Raw genomic sequence first — 18,638 nt, forward strand, 5'->3', positions numbered from 1 at the left:
ATGACCCACGCCACACCGCACGCTCCCGCGCCCGCCGCGGCGCCAGCCCCCGTCCGCCGCCGCCGCATGGCGCCGCTGGAGCCCGTCAGCCCCACGGCCAAGTGGGTGCTGGGTGTGGCCTTCTTCGTGCTGTTCTTTCTCGTCTGGGCGGCAGTGACGCTGGGCGGCTTCGTCTCCCCGACCTTCCTGGCCAGCCCCATGACCATGGCGCGCGAGGGCGTGCTGCTGTTCACCGAGTACGGCTTCCTGCACGACATCGGCATGACGGTATGGCGCGTGATGGGCGGCTTCATCCTGGCCTCGGTCGTGGCCGTGCCCCTGGGCATTGCCATGGGCGCCTGGAAGCCGGTCGAGGCCTTCTTCGAGCCCTTTGTCTCGTTCTGCCGCTACCTGCCGGCCTCGGCCTTCATCCCGCTGCTGATCCTGTGGGCCGGCGTGGGCGAGACGCAGAAGCTGCTGGTCATCTTCATTGGCTCGGTGTTCCAGATCACGCTGATGGTGGCCGTCACCGTGGGCGGCGCGCGCAAGGACCTGGTGGAGGCCGCCTACACGCTGGGCGCCTCCAACACCGGCGTGGTGCGCCGCGTGCTGATTCCAGGCGCCGCGCCCGGCATTGCCGAGACGCTGCGCCTGGTGCTGGGCTGGGCCTGGACCTATGTGATCGTGGCCGAGCTGATCGGCTCGTCCTCGGGCATCGGCCACATGATCACCGACAGCCAGGCGCTGCTGAACACGGGCCAGATCATCTTCGGCATCATCGTGATCGGCCTCATCGGCCTGGTGTCCGATTTCATCTTCAAGACCGTCAACCGTCGCATGTTCGAGTGGAGCACCCTGTGATGAATCTGCTGTCCATTCAAGGTGTTTCGCGCACCTTCACCAGCCACAAGGGCACGAGCACGCAGGCCTTGCTGCCTGTGGATTTCGAGGTCCGCGAGAACGACTTCGTCACCATCCTCGGCCCCTCGGGCTGCGGCAAGTCCACCATGCTGCGCATTGCGGCGGGGCTGGATTTCCCGACCACGGGCCAGGTGCTGCTGGACGGCCGCGCCGTGGACGGGCCGGGCGCTGACCGGGGCATGGTGTTCCAGAGCTACACGCTGTTCCCCTGGCTGACGGTGGCGCAGAACATCCGCTTCGGCCTGCGCGAGAAGGGCGTGAGCGAGGCGCTGCAAAAGGAGCGCAGCGACTACTTCATCGCCAAGGTGGGGCTGCGCGGCTTCGAGAACCACTTTCCCAAGCAGCTGTCGGGCGGCATGCAGCAGCGCACGGCCATTGCGCGCGCGCTGGCCAACGATCCCAAGATCCTGCTCATGGACGAGCCCTTCGGCGCACTCGACAACCAGACCCGCGTGCTCATGCAGGAGCTGCTGCTGGGCATCTGGGAGGCCGAGCGCAAGACCGTGATGTTCGTCACCCACGACATCGACGAGGCCATCTTCATGGCCAACCGCGTGGCCGTGTTCAGCGCTCGCCCGGGCCGCATCAAGGCCGACATCCCGGTGAACCTGCCGCATCCGCGCCACTACACGGTCAAGACCTCGCCCGAGTTCATGGAGCTGAAAGCCCGGCTGACCGAAGAGATTCGCGCAGAGTCGCTGGCCGCTGCTGCACACTGACGCTTTTCCATGACCACTGCCCACACCATGTCTTCGCGTTCCACGGCTTCCCGACTTTCCGCAACGACGGCGGAGGTGCCCATGGCCCTGTACCAGCAGGTCAAGGACCATGTGCTGCGCAAGATCGCCGATGGCTCGCTGTCGGCCGGCGAGCGCGTGCCGTCCGAGCAGGAGCTGGTGCAGGAGTTCGGCGTGGCCCGCATGACGGCCAACCGGGCGCTGCGCGAGCTGGCCGAGCAGGGCGTGATCGTGCGCGTGGCCGGCGTGGGCTCCTTCGTGGCCGAGGAAAAGCCGCAGTCCACGCTGCTGCGCATCGCCAACATCGCCGAGGAAATCCGCCAGCGCGGCCATGACCACCGCTTCGAGCTGATCAGCGTGCGCCGCGAGTCGGCCTCGCCCGAGGCGGCGGCCTCGCTGCAGCTGTCTGCGGGCAGCTCGGTGTTCCACCTGCAGGGCGTGCATTTCGAGAACGACGTGCCCGTGCAGCTGGAAGACCGCCATGTGAACCCGCGCATGGCGCCGGACTTCATGGAGCAGGACTTCTCGCTGATCCAGCCTTCGGTGTATCTGGTGCGCAACGTGCCCTTCGACCAGATCGAGCATGTGGTGGACGCCATGCTGCCCACGCCCGAGCAGGCGCGCTGGCTGCAGATGGACGCCGACCAGCCCTGCCTGACGCTGACGCGCCGCACCTGGTACCTGGGAACGCCCGTGACCTGGGTGCACTGCGTGCATCCGGGCATGCGCTACCGGCTGGGCAGCCGCTTTCGCACCGACGGCGGATCGCACGACGGCTGAGGCCTGAAAGGCGGGGTTCCCGCTCTTGCGCTGTTCCGCTTCGATTGATATTGTATAGACAGGCATAGACATCCATCCCGGCACACCCTCCCAGACACCGACAGGGCATCACCATGAACACCATCACGACTCCCGGCCTCACCTCCCGTCCCGGCACCGCGCTGACGCTGCAGCCCGGCCAGGTCAGCCTGGCCCAGCTGCGGGCCATCCAGCAGGGCGGCGTGCGCCTGTCCATGGCGGCGTCCGCCTACGAGCGCATGCGCGCCGCCCAGGCCCATGTGCAGCACATCGTGGATGAGGACCAGGTCGTCTATGGCATCAACACCGGCTTCGGCAAGCTGGCCTCCACCAAGATCGCCCATGACCGCCTGGCAGAGCTGCAGCGCAACCTGGTGCTGTCGCACAGCGTGGGCACGGGCGATCCGCTGCCCGACGCCGTGGTGCGCCTGGTGCTGGCCACCAAGGCCGTGAGCCTGGCGCGAGGCCACTCGGGCGTGCGCCCCGAGCTGGTCGATGCGCTGCTGGCCCTGGCCAACGCCGACGTGCTGCCCGTGATCCCCGCCAAGGGCTCGGTGGGCGCCTCGGGCGACCTGGCACCGCTGTCGCACCTGGCCTGCGTGCTGATCGGCGAAGGCCAGGCCAAGATCGATGGACAGGTGGTGTCCGGCACCGAGGCCATGCGCCATGTGGGCCTGGAGCCCTTCGTGCTCGGCCCCAAGGAAGGGCTGGCCCTGCTCAACGGCACCCAGGTATCCACGGCGCTGGCCCTGGTGGGCCTGTTCCAGGGCGAGAGCGTGTTCGCCGCCGGCCTGGTGGCGGGCTGCCTGACGCTGGAGGCCATCAAGGGCTCGGTCAAGCCGTTTGACGCCCGCATCCATGAGGCGCGCGGCCAGCTTGGCCAGATCGCCGTGGCCGCCGCCGTGCGCGAACTGCTGGACGGCAGCGCCATCGACACCTCCCACCCCCACTGCGGCCGCGTGCAGGACCCATACTCCATCCGCTGCGTGCCCCAGGTCATGGGCGCCTGCCTGGACAACCTCAGCCATGCGGCCCGCGTGCTGGTGATCGAGGCCAACGCCGCCTCGGACAACCCGCTGGTCTTCGACAACGGCGACGTGATCTCGGGCGGCAACTTCCACGCCGAGCCCGTGGCCTTCGCGGCCGACATCATCGCCCTGGCCCTGGCCGAGATCGGCGCCATCTCCGAGCGCCGCATGGCCCTGCTGCTGGACACCGGCCTGTCGGGCCTGCCGGCCTTCCTGATTGCCGACAGCGGCGTGAACTCGGGCTTCATGATCGCCCAGGTCACGGCCGCCGCCCTGGCTGCCGAGAACCAGTGCCTGGCCCATCCCAGCAGCGTCACCAGCCTGCCCACCTCGGCCAACCAGGAAGACCATGTCTCCATGGCCACCTACGGCGCGCGGCGCCTGGGCGAGATGGCGCGCAACACCGCCGTCATCGTGGGCGTGGAAGCCATGGCCGCCGCCCAGGGCATGGACTTCGACCGCAGCCTGAACAGCTCCGAACTGATCGAGGCGCAGTACGCGCTGATCCGCAGCCAGGTTCCGCACCTGGACCGTGACCGCTACCTGGCACCCGACATCGAAACCATGCGCCAGTGGGCGCTTGCCACGGACTGGCCCCAGGCCATCGTCCGCCACCTGCCCAGCCACCAGGCTGCCTGAACCCCGCAACCGCTCACCCCCCGCATCCAGGAGATCGCCATGAACGCCAACGACGCCATCCTCAACGCCAACGCTGCCACGGCTGCCACCAATCCCCGCTATGACGCCAGCCGCGTCATCCGCGCCCCGCGCGGCAGCGAACTGCACTGCAAGAACTGGCTGGCCGAGGCCGCCTACCGCATGCTGCAGAACAACCTGGACCCCGACGTGGCCGAGAACCCCAAGGCCCTGGTGGTCTACGGCGGCATCGGCCGCGCGGCGCGCAACTGGGAGTGCTATGACCAGATCCTGGAGTCGCTCAAGAAGCTGGAGGCCGACGAGTCGCTGCTGATCCAGTCGGGCAAGCCCGTGGGCGTGTTCAAGACGCACGAGAACGCACCGCGCGTGCTGCTGGCCAACTCCAACCTCGTGCCCCAGTGGGCCAACTGGGAGCACTTCAACGAGCTGGACCAGAAGGGCCTGTTCATGTACGGCCAGATGACGGCCGGTAGCTGGATCTACATCGGTGCCCAGGGCATCGTGCAGGGCACGTTCGAGACCTTCGTCGAGGCCGGCCGCCAGCACTACAACAACGACCTCACGGGCAAGTGGATCCTCACGGCGGGCCTGGGCGGCATGGGCGGTGCCCAGCCCCTGGCCGGCGTGCTGGCTGGCGCCTGCGTGCTGGCCATCGAATGCCAGCAAAGCAGCATCGACTTCCGCCTGCGCACGCGCTACCTGGACAAGCAGGCGCGCGACATCGACCACGCGCTGGAACTCATCGCCCAGCACACGGCTGCGGGCGAGGCCATCTCCATCGGCCTGCTGGGCAATGCCGCCGAAATCCTGCCCGAGCTGGTGCGCCGCGCCCAGGCCGGCGGCGCCCGCCCCGACATCGTGACCGACCAGACCTCGGCCCATGACCTGATCAACGGCTACCTGCCCGTGGGCTGGACCGTGGACGAGTGGCGTGCCGCCGCCGCCGACCCGTCGCGACATGCCCAGCTCAAGGCCGCCGCCGCCCAGGGCTGCGCCCAGCACGTGCAGGCCATGCTGGACTTCCAGGCCATGGGCATTCCCACGGTGGACTACGGCAACAACATCCGCCAGGTGGCCCTGGACCAGGGCGTGAAGAACGCCTTCGACTTCCCCGGCTTCGTGCCCGCCTACATCCGCCCGCTGTTCTGCGAAGGCAAGGGCCCGTTCCGCTGGGTGGCCCTGTCCGGCGACCCCGAGGACATCTACAAGACCGACGCCAAGATCAAGGAACTGTTCCCCGACAACAAGCACACCCACCGCTGGCTGGACATGGCGCGCGAGCGCATCAGCTTCCAGGGCCTGCCCGCGCGCATCTGCTGGCTGGGACTGGGCGAGCGCCACAAGGCGGCCCTGGCCTTCAACGAGATGGTGAAGAACGGCGAACTCAAGGCCCCCATCGTGATCGGCCGCGACCACCTGGACTGCGGCTCCGTGGCCAGCCCCAACCGCGAGACCGAATCCATGAAGGACGGCACGGACGCCGTCAGCGACTGGCCGCTGCTCAACGCCCTGCTCAACACCGCAGGCGGCGCCACCTGGGTCAGCCTGCACCACGGCGGCGGCGTGGGCATGGGCTACTCCCAGCATGCGGGCGTGGTCATCGTGGCCGATGGCACGGACGAGGCCGCCGCCCGCCTGGGCCGCGTGCTCTGGAACGATCCGGCCACCGGCGTCATGCGCCATGCGGATGCGGGCTACGACATTGCCGTGGCTGCGGCCAAGCGCCATCAGCTGAACCTGCCCATGGTCAAGTGAGCCGCTTGCAGGACACCACGGCCATGCAGCGTTTCGACCTGAACCAGATCGCCGCCAGCCCCTGGAAGAACGGGGGCGGCAGCACGCGCGAGATCGCCTGCTGGCCGCCCGGGGCGGGCATGGAGGCCTTTGGCTGGCGCATCAGCGTGGCCACCATTGACCAGCCCGGCCCGTTCTCGGCCTTTGCGGGCGTGGACCGGCAGATCATGCTGCTCGATGGCGACGGCGTGCACCTGCGCGGCGAAGGCATCGACCATGTGCTGGACGCGCGCTGGCAGCCGTTTGCCTTCTCCGGCGATGTGGCGCTGGGCTGCTCGCTGCTGGGCGGCACTTCCACCGACTTCAACGTGATGGCGCGGCGCGGCCGGTGGCGGGCGCAGGTCCAGGTGCTGGACAGCGCGGCCGACGCCGGCCGCGCCGACGCCGGCCTGTGCATGGTGCTGCAGGGCGACTGGCAGGCGGATGGCGCTGCGCTCATCCCCGGCCAGGGCCTGTGGTGGAGCGCGCAGCAGCCCGACCCGCAGCAGCTGGTGCCGCAGACCGACGACGTGCGGCTGGTGCAGGTGCTGCTGCAAGCCTGCTGACGACCCACGACATCCAAGGAATCCCCCCCATGACCGAGCCCCACGCACCCGCTTCTGCACCTGCTTCCGCACTCGCTCCATCCTCTTCGGCCGACGGCTGCTGGCAGAACCTGCGCCTGGCGCCTGACATGTTCGAGGCCGGCCAGGCTGTGGGTGATGGCGAGGATGCCTGCATCGTGGTGCAGCAGGGCCGCGTGGCCTGGGTGGGGCCGCAGCAGGCCCTGCCGCCCGCATATGCGTCCCTGCCGCGCCATGACGGCCAGGGCATGCTGGCCACGCCGGGCCTGGTCGATTGCCACACCCACCTGGTCTATGGCGGCGAGCGCGCCAACGAATTCGCCATGCGCCTGGACGGCGCCAGCTACGAGGAAGTGGCACGCGCCGGCGGCGGCATCGTCTCCAGCGTGCGTGCCACGCGCGAGGCCAGCGAGGACGAGCTGTTCGCCCAGGCCCTGCCGCGCCTGCAGCAGCTGCTGGACGAGGGCGTCTGCGCCATCGAGATCAAGTCGGGCTACGGCCTGGCGCTGGAGCACGAGCGCAAGCAGCTGCGCGTGGCCCGGCGCCTGGGCCAGGCCCTGGGCGTGACCGTGCGCACCACCTTCCTGGGCGCGCATGCGCTGCCGCCCGAGTACGCAGGGCGCAGCCAGGACTACATCGACCTCGTCGCCGGCACCATGCTGCCCGCGCTGGCGGCCGAGGGCCTGGTCGATGCGGTCGATGTGTTCTGCGAGCGCATCGCCTTCTCGCTGGCCGAGACCGAGCAGGTCTTCCAGGCCGCACGCCGCCTGGGCCTGCCCGTCAAGCTGCATGCCGAGCAGCTGTCGAACATGGAGGGGGCGGCCCTCGCGGCCCGCTATGGCGCGCTGTCGTGCGACCACATCGAGCACCTGTCCGAATCCGGCATTGCCGCCATGCGCGGCGCGGGTTCCGTGGCCGTGCTGCTGCCCGGCGCCTACTACACGCTGCGCGACACCCACATGCCGCCCATCGCGGGCCTGCGCGCCGCGGGCGTTCCCATGGCCGTCTCTACCGATCACAATCCGGGCACCTCCCCCTGCCTGAGCCTTTTGCTCATGGCCAACATGGCCTGCACCCTGTTCCGGCTCACCGTGCCCGAGGCCCTGGCGGGCATCACCCGCCATGCCGCGCGCGCCCTGGGCCTGCAGGACGAGCATGGCCTGATCGCGGCCGGCCGTCCTGCCCACTTCGTGCTCTGGCCCGTGCGCCATGCGGCCGAGCTGGCCTACTGGTTCGGCAGCAAGCCTGATTGCACCATCGTGCGCCAGGGCCGCATCGTGCGGACCCGCAGGCAGGGGAGCCACTGAAAGCCTGCTCATGTCCCATGCACTGTTTCTCGATGAATTGATTTCCACCCTGGGCGCCGAAGTGGCGCAGCGCGGCGACGATGTGCCCGCGCGCTACCACACCGACTGGAGCGGCACGCCGCCCCAGCGCCCGCTGGCCCTGGTGCGCCCGCGCAGCACCGACGAGGTCAGCGCGCTCATGCGCCTGTGCACGGCCCACCGCGTGCCTGTCGTGCCCCAGGGCGGGCTCACGGGCCTGGCCGGTGCGGCCGTGCCCGTGGCGGGTGCTGTGGCCGTCTCCATGGAGCGCATGAATGCCATCGAGGACGTGAACGCGCGCACCGCGCTGATGACCGTGCAGGCCGGCGCCACGCTGCAGGCCGTGCAGGAGGCGGCCGTGGCCGCAGGCATGGTCTTCGGCGTGGACCTGGGCGCGCGCGGCAGCTGCCAGATCGGCGGCAACGTGGCCACCAATGCGGGCGGCAACGGCGTGCTGCAGCACGGCATGATGCGCGAGCAGGTGCTGGGCCTGGAGGTGGTGCTGGCCGACGGCACGGTGCTGCCCATGCTGCGCCCCATGCTCAAGAACAACACGGGCTACGACCTCAAGCAGTTCTTCATCGGCTCGGAGGGCACGCTGGGCATCGTCACGCGCGTGCTGCTGCGCCTGCGCCCCGCGCCCCAGGCCCGCGCCACGGCCCTGGTGGCCGTGCCGGACTTCGATGCGGCGCTGTCCGTGCTCTCGCGCATGCAGTCGCGCTTTGGCAACGGTGTGGCGGCCTTCGAGCTGATGTGGGACAGCTTCATCCAGGCCTCCATCCGCTGGCAGAAGCTGCAGCCGCCCTTTGGCCAGGCGCATGCGCTGCTGGCCCTGATCGATGTGGACGGCAAGGACGAGGCCACGCTGCGCGCCGACGTGGAAGAGGCCCTGGGCGAGGCCATGGAGGCCGGCGAGGTGGCCGATGCCGTCATCGCCCAGTCCGTGGCCCAGGCGCGCCAGCTGTGGAAGCTGCGCGAGGCGCCGGCCGAGCTCAACACGAACATGCATCCGCCCGTCAACTTCGACGTCAGCCTGCCCCAGGCCGACATCGGCCGCTTCGCCGATGCCTGCCGCGCCGCGTTCGACGCGCGCTGGCCCGGCCACCACTCGCTGTTCTTCGGCCATGTGGGCGACGGCAACCTGCATGTCTCGGTGGACGGTGCCACCGCCAACGGCGACTGCGAAGGCGTCGAGGCCGCGCTGTACCACCTGGTCGGCGAGTTCGGCGGCAGCGTCTCGGCCGAGCACGGCATCGGCCTGCACAAGAAGCCCTATCTCGGCGCCAGCCGCACGCCGGCCGAACTGGCCGTGATGCGCGCCATCAAGCAGGCGCTGGACCCCCTGCATCTGTTCAACCCCGGCAAGGTATTCGACCTATGAACGCTCCCGCCCTCCACGCGATCCACACCCTGGCACGCCCCGAAGTGCCGCCGCTGCCGCCCTACAACGCAGGCCTGTCCTCCGAGGCCGTGCGGGCGCGCTACGGCGTCACCGAGATCGCGCGGCTGGCGAGCAACGAGAACCCCTTTGGCGCCAGCCCTGCCGTGGCCCGCGCCCTGGCCGACCTGGCCCTGCATGTGGGCACCTATCCCGATGCGCAATGCACGGCGCTGCGCGCGGCCATCGCGGCGCGCACCGGCGTGCCGGCCGAGGCCATTGCCGTGGGCAACGGCTCCGAGGACATCCTGCAGATGCTCTGCCAGGCGTTTCTCTCGCCCGGCGACCGCGTGCTCACCCAGCGCCCGGCCTTCGGCCTGCACGAGATCTACCCGCGCATGATGGGCGCCCGCGTCGAGCTGCTGGAGCTGACGCCCGCGCTGGGCTTCGATGTCGATGCCTGGTGCCAGGCGCTGGCGCGCGGCCCCAAGATCGCCATGCTGGCCAATCCCTCCAATCCCGTGGGCTGCATGTTCAGCGCCGGCGATTTCGTGCGCCTGCTGGACGCCACGCCGCCGCAGACCCTGCTGGTGGTGGACGAGGCCTACTACGAGTACGCCCTGCACGCCGACGGCTACCCCGACGTGCTGGCCCTGCTGCGCGGCCGCGCCATGCCCTGGATCGTGCTGCGCACCTTCTCCAAGGCCTGGGGACTGGCGGGCCTGCGCGTGGGCTACGGCCTGGCCAGCGACGCGGCCCTGGTGCAACTGCTGGACCGCGTGCGCACGCCCTTCAACGTCAACCAGGCCGCCCAGGCGGCGGCGCTGGCGGCCTGGGGCGACGAGGACTTCATGCAGCGCGGCGTGGCCGAGACCGTGCGCCTGCGCGATGTGCTGGCGCAGCGGCTGGCCGCCCTGCCTGCACTGCCCGCACTTCGGATGGCGCCTTCGGCCGCCAACTTCCTGTTCATCGACATCGGCCGTCCCAACGGCCCCGTGAACGAGGCGCTGCTGGCCCGGGGCATCATCACCAAGCCCTGGAAGGAGCCGGGCTTCGAGCACTTCATCCGCGTCTCCGTGGGCACGGAGGCCGACAACGCTCGCTTCGTGCGCGCGCTGGCCGAGATCCTGGAGGCCGTGCAATGAGCGGCATCGACCCGACACACGACAGCCGCACGCTGTTCGCCGAGCATGCGCTGCTGCCCACGGGCTGGGCGCGCAATGTGCTGCTGCGCTGGGATGGCGCAGGGCGCCTGCAGGCCGTACAGGCCGACGCCCCGCCCGGCAGCGCGCCGCGCGCCCCCGGCCCCGTGCTGCCCGGCATGCCCAACCTGCATTCGCATGCCTTCCAGCGCGCCTTTGCGGGCCTGACCGAATACCGCGCCGAGGCCCAGGACAGCTTCTGGAGCTGGCGCGACCTCATGTACCGCTTTGCCGCGCGCATCACGCCCGAGTCGCTGGAGGCCATCGCCACCTGGCTGTACGTGGAGATGCTGGAGGCCGGCTACACCTCGGTCTGCGAATTCCATTACGTGCACCACGACCGGGATGGCCGGCCCTATGCCGACGACGCCACGCTGTCCCTGGCCCTGCTGCGCGCCGCGCGCAAGGCCGGCATGGGCATCACCCTGCTGCCCGTGCTCTACCAGACCAGCGGCTTCGGCGGCAAGCCGCCGCGCGCCGACCAGGCGCGCTTCATCCGCAGCACCGACAACATGCTGGCCCTGCTGCAGCGCCTGCTGCCCGAGGCCCATGCCCAGGGCGCGGCCCTGGGCATGGCGCCGCACTCGCTGCGCGCCGTGCCGCCCGACAGTCTGCGCGTGGCCGTGGAGGGCCTGACGGCGCTGGACGCGCGCGCGCCCATCCACATCCACATTGCCGAGCAGACCCAGGAGGTGGACGACTGCCTGGCCTGGAGCGGCCAGCGCCCCGTGCAATGGCTGCTGGAGCATGCCCCCGTGGACGCGCGCTGGTGCCTGGTCCACGCCACCCACATGACGCCCGGTGAATACGCGGGCGCCGCGCGCAGCGGCGCCGTGGCCGGCATCTGCCCCACCACCGAGGCCAACCTGGGCGATGGCATCTTCGACATGCCGCAATGGCTGGGCCACGGCGGCGCCTGGGGCGTGGGCTCGGACAGCCATGCCTGCGTCAACGCTGCCGAGGAACTGCTGATGCTCGAATACAGCCAGCGCCTGTCGCTGCGCCAGCGCAACGTGCTGGCCGGCCCCGACCCGCAGGTGGGCACCGCGCTGTGGACCGCCGCCGTGCAGGGCGGCGCCCAGGCCGCAGGCCGCTCCGTGGCCGGGCTGGCTGTGGGCCAGCAGGCCGACTTCCTGGCGCTGGACGCAGGCCATGTGGCACTGGCCGGCCTGCCGGTGCAGGCCATGGTCTCGGCCCATGTCTTTGGCAGCCACCGCAGCAGCGCCCTGCACAGCCTGTGGGTGGGCGGCGAGCGCCGCGTGCAGGCTGGACGGCATGCGCTGCACGAGGCGGCGGCCCGCGGCTTTGTCGCGGCACGCGCGGCCACCCTGCAATCCTGAGGCACCCGCATGCCATGGGCCCGCAAAAACCGCCAGAAACGTTCCAGAATCACACCATGACCGATACCGCTCCCCCTCCCTTCGTCTTCCACCAGGGCACGGCGCCGCTGCTGATCTCCATGCCGCATGCGGGCACCCATGTGCCTCCCGACATCGCCGCGCGCCTGACCGAGGAAGCCCGCCACGTGCCCGACACCGACTGGCACCTGCCGCGCCTGTACGAGTTCGCCAAGGCCATGGGCGCCTCCATCCTCGTGGCCACGCATTCGCGCTATGTGGTGGACCTGAACCGTCCGCCCGATGGCGCCAGCCTCTACCCGGGCCAGAGCGTCACCGGCCTGTGCCCCGTGGACACCTTCGACGACACGCCGCTGTACGCCGACCCGGCCGATGTGCCCGCAGACGCCGAGATCGCCGCGCGCCGCGAGGCCATCTGGGGCCCGTACCACGCACAGCTGCGCGCCGAGCTGGACCGCCTCAAGGCCGTGCACGGCACCGTGGCGCTGTGGGATGCGCACTCCATCCGCTCGGTGCTGCCGCGTTTCTTCGAAGGCAAGCTGCCCGACCTGAACCTGGGCACCGGCAAGGGCACGAGCTGCGCGCTGGAGCTGGCCGAGCATCTGCTGGCCATTGCGCAGACCGCGCCGGGCCACACCGCCATACTCAACGGCCGCTTCACGGGCGGCTACATCACGCGCCACTACGGCCAGCCCGAGGCCGGCATCCACGCCGTGCAGCTGGAGATGACGCAGTGCAGCTACATGCAGGAAGCCCTGCCCTTCGACTACCTGCCCGAGCGCGCCGAACAGATCCAGCCCACGCTGCAGCGCATGCTGCAGGCGGTGCTGGACTTCGTCACGACACGGCGCGTGTCCTGATCAGCCTTCGTCGTGGCAGTGGCCCGGGCAGGGTCCGCCCATGGCCACGGGAGGCGGGTCGCCCAGCCAGCGGCGCGGCCCGGGGCCGTTCTGTGCGCACAGGTCGCCGGGGTTGTGCAGCACGCAGTGGCGCAGTGACAGGCAACCGCAGCCAATGCACTGGTCCAGGCTCTCGCTGAGCCGCTGCAGCTCGCCTATGCGGTCGTCCAGCCGCTGCTTCCAGACCCGCGACATCTTCTGCCAGTCCCCGCCCGTGGGGACATGGCGGCTGGGCAGCTTGGCCAGCTGCTCGGCGATCTCCTCCAGCGTGAAGCCTATGCGCTGGGCGAACACCACGAAGGCGATGCGCCGCAGCGACGAGCGGTGGTAGCGCCGGTGGCCGCTGGCGCTGCGCACGGACTCGATCAGGTTCAGCGACTCGTAAAAGCGCAGCGCCGAGGCCTTGACCCCGCTGCGCTGCGCCACGTCGCCGATGCTGAGCAGCGGATCATCCTCGGTTTTCATGGTGGCTTTCCTTTGTGGCTTGACTTCAAGTTCACTTGAACTCGAAGAATGCGGCCATTCTGAGCGAAAGCGCAGGAACAGGGCAACCGGGTCTGTACCGCCCATGCGAGCGTCCTGGCCGGACTGCGAAATTCTTTGGCTGATTGCTGCAATGACGCAGCTGCCGTTCATTCATACAGTAATGGGTCTCATTTGTATTGAATGGCATCGGCCGGAGGTTTCCATGTACATCGACAGCAGCAGCTTTCCCCTGGTCCGCATGGGCTACGAGCGCGACAAGGCCGTGCCCGTGGACCGCTTGCTGGAGGACTTCTCGGCCCTGCTGGCCCGTGGCCAGGCCTTTGTCTTCTTCAGCGACGGCGACATGTCCCAGGAGGAGCGCTCACCTGAGGAGCGCAAGCAGGTCGTGCTGTGGATGAAGGCCCGCCGCCCCGAGCTCAAAAGCCTGGTGCGCGCCCTGGTCCACGCCGAGCCCGATGCGCAAAAGCGCGCCGAGGCCGAGGCCTTCGCACAGATGTTCGGCAAGGCCTGGGGCTATCCCATGCTGCTGGTGGCCTCCCCCGAGGAGGCGCAGCAGCGTGCACGGGAGCTGCTCGGGTCCGATTGATGACCGATTGACATGAACTGAGAGAAACACCATGAATGCCGTGGATTCCGCCCTGCTCAAAGTCCTGCCCGAGAGATGGGACCCCGATCATGTGGACCGTCCCGTGATCGTCCTGCCCATGCGGTCGGGCCCCGGCGACTGGGGGATGAACTTCCATGCCCACCGCAAGAGCCAGCTCATGGTCACCCATGCGGGGCTGATCACGCTGGAGACCGATGCGGGCGTCTGCGTGGTGCCGCCGCGCAGCGCCGCCTGGATTCCGGGCGGCACGCTGCACCGCGTCAGCTGCAGCGGTGCGGCCAGCGGCTACGTGGTCTTTGTCGAGGCAGGGGCCGTGCGCCCCGTGCCCGGACCCTGCCATGCGCTGGCCGTCTCGCCCTTTCTCAGTGCGCTGCTGGACCGCGTGCAGGGCCTGCCGCAGGACTACGAGCCCGACAGCGGCGATGGCCGGCTCATGCAGGTGCTGCTCGACGAGATCCAGGCGGCGCAGCCCGAAGGACTGCACCTGCCCCTGCCGCACGACCGGCGCCTGCGCCGCATGACCAACGCCCTGTGCGAGCAGCCGCAGCTGCAGGCACGGCTGGCCGACTGGGCCCAGCGCATCGGCATGAGCGAGCGCAGCATGACGCGGCTGTTCCTGGCCGAGACCGGGCTTACGGTCAACCAGTGGCGCCGCCAGCTGCATGTGCTGACCGCACTGCAAAAGCTGTCCGAGGGGCTGCGCATACAGACCGTGGCAGATGCCCTGGGCTACGAGAGCGCACCCGCCTTCGTGACCATGTTCCGCAAGGCGGTGGGCACCTCGCCGCGCCGCTTCCTGGCGCTGCGCAGCGCACCCTTGGCGGGCGGCGGCGCAGGCCTCTGAGGCCTGCGGCCCCGTGAACATCACGACAGCCGCAGCCCCAGGCCCAGCAGCACGGCCACCACCATCGCAGCGGCAAAGACATCCCAGCGCCGTATGCGCCGGTAGCGCAGGAGCAGGACCAGCACGATGCCGATCAGCGTGATCAGGCGTGCCTGGAACACCGTGCCCAGCAAGAAGCAGATCACGATCTGCGTCCAGTAGGTCAGCAGGCCGGGCATCGGCGATGGGCCGGGTGCCTGGGCGTCGGGGCTCGGCGCCTGTGCGGGCTGCTGCTGCGGCGTGTCCACGGCCGGCCGTGCGGCCGCAGCTGCCTGGGCGCGTGCGGCCTCGCGCTCCTGCAGCCGCTGTTCGCGCCGCTGCTGATCGGTCTTCTCGATCACGGGGGCCGCCGGCTCGGCCGGCTGCCACCACGTCTTGCCGCTGACCAGCGCAGGCGCCTGCCCGCTGGAGGCCAGACGCCGGAACTGTGCGCTTGCGGGCGGCTGTGCACGCGCTGCCGCGCGGTCCTGCCGGCTGGCCTGCAGAAGGGCATCGTTGGCGCGGTCGATGGGGCTGCGCGTGAGCTGGCGGGCCTGGCCCAGCAGCGGACCGCCCTGCACGGGGTCGACCTGGTAGACGAACTGCGCCAGTCCCAGCAATTGCGAGGGCTGGGCTGCCTGCCCCTGCCAGTGCGCCGGCTTGCCGGCGCTGGCCTGCGTGGCGCGGTGCAGGGCGGCGCGCAGGCGCCTGCGCGTCTCGCGCGATACGCCGGGCTTGTCCGCGTTCACCACCAGTCCCGTGACCTCCTGGCGGCGGCCCTTGCGCATCACGCGCTCCTTGTCGGGGTGGGGCGTGAAGCCTTCGTCGCGCAGTATCCAGCGCACGCGGCCCAGCAGCCGGCCCACGTTGTCGCGCGCGGCCTCGCCCGAGGCCGAGAAGGTCAGGTCGTCCGCATAGCGCGTGTACACAAAGCCCAGCTGCCTGGCCAGGCCCAGCAGGCGCCGGTCCAGGCGGCGGCACAGCAGGTTGGTGAGCATGGGGCTGGTGGGCGCGCCCTGGGGCAGCACGCGCTCGCGCGCCTTGCCGCCGACGAAGAGCTTCTCGCCATCCACCTGCCAGGCCTGGGCGCGGTTTTCGCTGCACAGCAGGGCCAGGAGGGTGGCCATGGCCTCGCCATAGCCCAGATGACGGAACACGCCCTTGATGCGGCCGAAGGCAATGCTGGGAAAGAAGTCCTTCACATCCAGGTTGATGACCACGTCGTGGCCCGCATGCGGCGCGGCATTGCTCACGATGGAGCGGCCGGCCAGGAAGCCGTGCGCGGCATCGTGCGCGGGCACCTTGGCGAGGATGTTGTCCAGCACCCAGTACTGCGCGCGCTTGAGGCGCGGCATGGGCGCGGAGATCAGCCGCTCGCCGCCGGTCTTCTTGGGCAGGGTGAACGAGTGGTAATGGTGGGTGCGGGCCACCTCGCGGTGAAAGCCCAGGAAACGCAGCTCGGCCACGGTGATGCCCATGGCATCGGCCAGCTGCGCCGCATCGGCAAGTTCCGGCAGGCCATGCCGGGCCAGCCTTTGCAGGTCGGCCTGCCGGCGTTCTTCGGCAGCAGGCGGTGCCTCACCGGCCTGCGGCCCCTGCAGGGCAGCAGAGACGCCGGGGCCCAGATAGCCCACGTGCGTGGCCCGCTTCGCATGCCAGGCCAGCGCCTTGTCGTGGCGCTCCTGGGCCTGGCGGCGTTTGGTTTCCTCGCGCTGGGCCAGCGCCTTTTGCATGCGCTCCTTGCGCATCTGGCGCAGTGCGCGCTCGGGGTTCTGGCGCACGGCGATCTGCTGGCGCAGCTCGGCCAGCTCGCGCTGCAGCTCGCCTTCGCGCTGGATGTGGGCTGCGGCCAGCTGCGGCTGTCCCTCGCCCTTGGGCCAGAAGCCCAGGCGCTGCATCTCGTCGAGGATGACTTCCTGTTTGCTGGAGGCCTTGATGCGCTCGTAGATCTCGGCGCGTGTGGGTTGCGGCTGGCTCATGCGGCCACCCCGGCAAGGCGGGCCCGGCCGCTGTGCGGCGGGCAAAGAAATGGAGCGACGCGCTTCTCGTCGAAGAGCCCGCAGGGCTCACGGGACGGGAGCTGTTCGCTCGACGCCACCCCGCGACGGTATGCGTGTTTCGCTTGTGGCAAGCCACTCAGGAAAACGCATACCGTCGCTGGGGTGGCACAGTGAAAACGGCGCCCGTGATGCATGAAACGGCAGTTCACAAGGGTGGCGAAACACCACCCGGATTGCAAGAGCCTGCGCGTCGCTCCGCGTGGCAGTGTAGAGCAATTGAAGCGGGTCACGCGATTTCTCCTTGTCCTGCGGCCTTCATCTGCGGGCCGGTCGGCTGGCGGGCGGCATCGAGCTGGGGCTGCGCCACCAGGCGCAGCGCAATCATGTGCTCGCAGGGCCCCTGGCGCAGCCGGTACTGCTGGTAGTGGTTGCAGCTGCAGCGCGCATCGGTCAGGCGCTCGTCGGCATCGAGTTCGAGCTGGGTGTCGAATAGGCGCTTGCCGTCGGCGCGCGGGATCTGGCCGGTGATGCGGCTGAACCCATCCTTGCGGTCGATGCGCGGCGGGGCAATGGCCTTGCCGCGCACCAGGGCCAGCGCCTTGTCCTCCTCGGGGTTGGCGGGCTGCAATTGCTGCGCCGTCAGCGGCTCGCGCAGCAGCTCGCGCCATGCGTAGCGCCCGGCGTCCAGGTCGTAGACCGCGCGCCCGGCCTGCATCCAGCGTGTCATGGCCGTGTGCACCTGGGCCGTGGACAGGCCCGTGGCCTGGGCCAGTTCCTGCGCGCCGGCCTGCCAGCACGACTGCAGTTGCCGGCCCACGGCCTCGACCTGGGCGGGCGTGACCTCGGCCTGCGGCGCCATCAGGTGAAAGCGTGCGCTGGCGGCCCAGTCGTTGGCGCTCCAGCCCGACAGGCCCAGCGTGACCGTGACCAGGCCCAGCTCGATCACCCAGAAGCTGGGCATGCCGCTGCCCAGCAGGTGCACGCGCACGCGCGTGGCCTGGGAGATCAGCCGCTCCAGCGTGAGCAGGCGGCGGCGCCCCCACAGGCGGATGGTGCCGCCGCCCGTGCCCATGGCATCGCTGACGACGTGCGAGCGCCGGGTGGCCAGGCGCTCCTCCCAGGGCTCGAACACCACGGTGGGCGGCTGTCCCGGCACCAGCTCGAAGCGCAGCGCGCGCGGGCCATGGCGCTCGCGCCGGGCACGCAGCCGCGCGCAGATGTTGAACAGGTCCATGGGGTGCAGCTCCAGCACGGTGGCAGGCAGGGCGATGGCGCTGGAGACCTGCACGAAGCCGCGCAGCCAGCTGTCGGGCAGGTCGATCTTTTCCTCGCGCAGCGCGGGGTCGCCGCCCACCTGGACGGCAAAGCCCGCCGGGTCCAGCGTCAGCCGCGTGTCCCGGTAGTTGCGGATCTTCTGGAATTCTTCGTAGAGGCTGGCCGAGTAATCGATGTTGGTGGTGCCGCAGATGCGCTCGCCCGCATGCTCGAAGGCCTCGTGCCGGATGCTGACCGCGCAGTAGCTCGATTCGTCCTGGCTGAAGGCCTCGAACAGCAGCCGGTCCGGGTGCACGGTGATCACGGGGTCCAGCACATACCAGGCATCGCGGTTGGCCACGAACAGCCAGTCGAAGTACTTGCGCTGGGCCTTGTAGAAGGGGGAGAGCACCTGGTTGCGGGTCTCGCGCAGGTTCTTGAGTTCGGCGCTGATTTCCTTGGCGCGCGCCTGGGCGCCGCCGGTGTCGGCCATGAAGGTGGCCAGCATTTGCGCTTCGTGCTCCTGCAGCCATTCGCGGTAGGCCGTCTTGTCGCGGCCGCGCGTGCGCAGGTCGCTGACCACCACGCTGTGCAGCGCGGACAGCCCTTCGCGCACCTGCAGGAAGGCCGGGCCGTCGCGCCGGAGCAGGCCGTCGAAGCGCGTGGGTGGGCGCAGCAGGTCGGGCGCGAAGGAGAAGGCCTGCTCGGCCGCCGTGTCGTTGACCTGCGTGCTGCCGTAGTACTGATAGCGAAATTCCATGTCCGATCGACTCCGTGCCTTGTTGCGGCG

Annotated in this window: 16 protein-coding genes; 13 read left to right on the forward strand and 3 right to left on the reverse strand. The window is 69.9% G+C overall.

Going from position 1 to position 18,638, the window contains the following annotated elements:
- From DELCS14_RS00720 to hutG, 11 genes are all read left to right on the forward strand, one after another.
- Positions 1-840 carry an ABC transporter permease gene (locus DELCS14_RS00720; protein ID WP_046240485.1) on the forward strand — a complete coding sequence of 280 codons (840 nt, stop codon included), beginning with the start codon at positions 1-3 and terminating at the stop codon, positions 838-840.
- Positions 840-1,619, forward strand: coding sequence for an ABC transporter ATP-binding protein (locus DELCS14_RS00725; RefSeq protein ID WP_012202086.1), 780 nt, complete (start codon positions 840-842; stop codon positions 1,617-1,619). The genes DELCS14_RS00720 and DELCS14_RS00725 overlap by 1 nt, the downstream gene beginning before the upstream one ends.
- Positions 1,620-1,700: 81 nt before the next feature.
- Positions 1,701-2,417 carry a histidine utilization repressor gene (gene hutC, locus DELCS14_RS00730; RefSeq protein WP_034397623.1) on the forward strand — a complete coding sequence of 239 codons (717 nt, stop codon included), beginning with the start codon at positions 1,701-1,703 and terminating at the stop codon, positions 2,415-2,417.
- Between the two features lie 113 nt (positions 2,418-2,530).
- Positions 2,531-4,102, forward strand: a complete 1,572-nt coding sequence (hutH, locus tag DELCS14_RS00735; RefSeq protein ID WP_013800045.1) for a histidine ammonia-lyase — start codon at positions 2,531-2,533, stop codon at positions 4,100-4,102.
- A gap of 39 nt (positions 4,103-4,141) precedes the next feature.
- Complete coding sequence (gene hutU / locus DELCS14_RS00740; protein WP_012202089.1) at positions 4,142-5,875, forward strand: urocanate hydratase; 1,734 nt, start codon at positions 4,142-4,144, stop codon at positions 5,873-5,875.
- Positions 5,876-5,898: 23 nt separating this feature from the next.
- The gene (locus DELCS14_RS00745; RefSeq protein ID WP_013800046.1) at positions 5,899-6,459 is read left to right on the forward strand and encodes a HutD family protein; all 561 of its coding nucleotides are present in this window, start codon (positions 5,899-5,901) and stop codon (positions 6,457-6,459) included.
- Positions 6,460-6,488: 29 nt separating this feature from the next.
- The gene (gene hutI / locus DELCS14_RS00750; protein ID WP_013800047.1) at positions 6,489-7,784 is read left to right on the forward strand and encodes an imidazolonepropionase; all 1,296 of its coding nucleotides are present in this window, start codon (positions 6,489-6,491) and stop codon (positions 7,782-7,784) included.
- Between the two features lie 10 nt (positions 7,785-7,794).
- Entirely contained in the window at positions 7,795-9,183 is a 1,389-nt protein-coding gene (locus DELCS14_RS00755) for an FAD-binding oxidoreductase (RefSeq protein WP_013800048.1), read from the forward strand.
- Positions 9,180-10,325: a histidinol-phosphate transaminase gene (locus DELCS14_RS00760; protein WP_013800049.1), complete on the forward strand. Its 1,146-nt coding sequence runs from the start codon at positions 9,180-9,182 to the stop codon at positions 10,323-10,325. Before DELCS14_RS00755 ends, DELCS14_RS00760 begins: the two co-directional genes overlap by 4 nt.
- Positions 10,322-11,722 (forward strand): formimidoylglutamate deiminase, encoded by a 1,401-nt coding sequence (locus tag DELCS14_RS00765; protein ID WP_013800050.1) that lies wholly within the window; start codon positions 10,322-10,324, stop codon positions 11,720-11,722. The genes DELCS14_RS00760 and DELCS14_RS00765 overlap by 4 nt, the downstream gene beginning before the upstream one ends.
- A gap of 14 nt (positions 11,723-11,736) precedes the next feature.
- On the forward strand, positions 11,737-12,600 hold the full coding sequence (gene hutG, locus DELCS14_RS00770) for an N-formylglutamate deformylase (RefSeq protein WP_013800051.1): 864 nt from the start codon (positions 11,737-11,739) through the stop codon (positions 12,598-12,600).
- On the opposite strand, the gene soxR is transcribed toward hutG, so the two are convergent.
- Positions 12,601-13,104 (reverse strand): redox-sensitive transcriptional activator SoxR, encoded by a 504-nt coding sequence (gene soxR / locus DELCS14_RS00775; protein ID WP_012202096.1) that lies wholly within the window; start codon positions 13,102-13,104, stop codon positions 12,601-12,603.
- 223 nt (positions 13,105-13,327) lie between these two features.
- On the opposite strand from soxR, the gene DELCS14_RS00780 reads away from it, so the two are divergent.
- Positions 13,328-13,711: a hypothetical protein gene (locus tag DELCS14_RS00780; protein ID WP_013800052.1), complete on the forward strand. Its 384-nt coding sequence runs from the start codon at positions 13,328-13,330 to the stop codon at positions 13,709-13,711.
- Between the two features lie 31 nt (positions 13,712-13,742).
- Positions 13,743-14,576: a helix-turn-helix transcriptional regulator gene (locus DELCS14_RS00785; RefSeq protein WP_013800053.1), complete on the forward strand. Its 834-nt coding sequence runs from the start codon at positions 13,743-13,745 to the stop codon at positions 14,574-14,576.
- A gap of 20 nt (positions 14,577-14,596) precedes the next feature.
- On the opposite strand, the gene DELCS14_RS00790 is transcribed toward DELCS14_RS00785, so the two are convergent.
- Both DELCS14_RS00790 and DELCS14_RS00795 read right to left on the reverse strand, forming a co-directional pair.
- Positions 14,597-16,573: a reverse transcriptase family protein gene (locus tag DELCS14_RS00790; protein WP_013800054.1), complete on the reverse strand. Its 1,977-nt coding sequence runs from the start codon at positions 16,571-16,573 to the stop codon at positions 14,597-14,599.
- Positions 16,574-16,880: 307 nt separating this feature from the next.
- Positions 16,881-18,608, reverse strand: coding sequence for an SWIM zinc finger family protein (locus tag DELCS14_RS00795; RefSeq protein WP_013800055.1), 1,728 nt, complete (start codon positions 18,606-18,608; stop codon positions 16,881-16,883).
- Positions 18,609-18,638 lie beyond the last annotated feature (30 nt).

The sequence above is a fragment of the Delftia sp. Cs1-4 genome (assembly GCF_000214395.1).
Classification (GTDB): Bacteria; Pseudomonadota; Gammaproteobacteria; order Burkholderiales; family Burkholderiaceae_C; genus Comamonas; species Comamonas acidovorans.

Bases quoted from the DNA above. Each gene is read 5' to 3' on its own strand.
- DELCS14_RS00795 (WP_013800055.1), bottom strand. From the start codon at position 18,608: ATGGAATTTCGCTATCAGTACTACGGCAGCACGCAGGTCAACGACACG.
- DELCS14_RS00725 (WP_012202086.1), top strand. From the start codon at position 840: ATGAATCTGCTGTCCATTCAAGGTGTTTCGCGCACCTTCACCAGCCAC.
- hutI (WP_013800047.1), top strand. From the start codon at position 6,489: ATGACCGAGCCCCACGCACCCGCTTCTGCACCTGCTTCCGCACTCGCT.
- DELCS14_RS00745 (WP_013800046.1), top strand. From the start codon at position 5,899: ATGCAGCGTTTCGACCTGAACCAGATCGCCGCCAGCCCCTGGAAGAAC.
- DELCS14_RS00790 (WP_013800054.1), bottom strand. From the start codon at position 16,573: ATGAGCCAGCCGCAACCCACACGCGCCGAGATCTACGAGCGCATCAAG.
- DELCS14_RS00720 (WP_046240485.1), top strand. From the start codon at position 1: ATGACCCACGCCACACCGCACGCTCCCGCGCCCGCCGCGGCGCCAGCC.
- hutU (WP_012202089.1), top strand. From the start codon at position 4,142: ATGAACGCCAACGACGCCATCCTCAACGCCAACGCTGCCACGGCTGCC.
- DELCS14_RS00785 (WP_013800053.1), top strand. From the start codon at position 13,743: ATGAATGCCGTGGATTCCGCCCTGCTCAAAGTCCTGCCCGAGAGATGG.
- hutC (WP_034397623.1), top strand. From the start codon at position 1,701: ATGGCCCTGTACCAGCAGGTCAAGGACCATGTGCTGCGCAAGATCGCC.
- hutG (WP_013800051.1), top strand. From the start codon at position 11,737: ATGGGCCCGCAAAAACCGCCAGAAACGTTCCAGAATCACACCATGACC.
- soxR (WP_012202096.1), bottom strand. From the start codon at position 13,104: ATGAAAACCGAGGATGATCCGCTGCTCAGCATCGGCGACGTGGCGCAG.
- DELCS14_RS00765 (WP_013800050.1), top strand. From the start codon at position 10,322: ATGAGCGGCATCGACCCGACACACGACAGCCGCACGCTGTTCGCCGAG.
- hutH (WP_013800045.1), top strand. From the start codon at position 2,531: ATGAACACCATCACGACTCCCGGCCTCACCTCCCGTCCCGGCACCGCG.
- DELCS14_RS00755 (WP_013800048.1), top strand. From the start codon at position 7,795: ATGTCCCATGCACTGTTTCTCGATGAATTGATTTCCACCCTGGGCGCC.
- DELCS14_RS00760 (WP_013800049.1), top strand. From the start codon at position 9,180: ATGAACGCTCCCGCCCTCCACGCGATCCACACCCTGGCACGCCCCGAA.
- DELCS14_RS00780 (WP_013800052.1), top strand. From the start codon at position 13,328: ATGTACATCGACAGCAGCAGCTTTCCCCTGGTCCGCATGGGCTACGAG.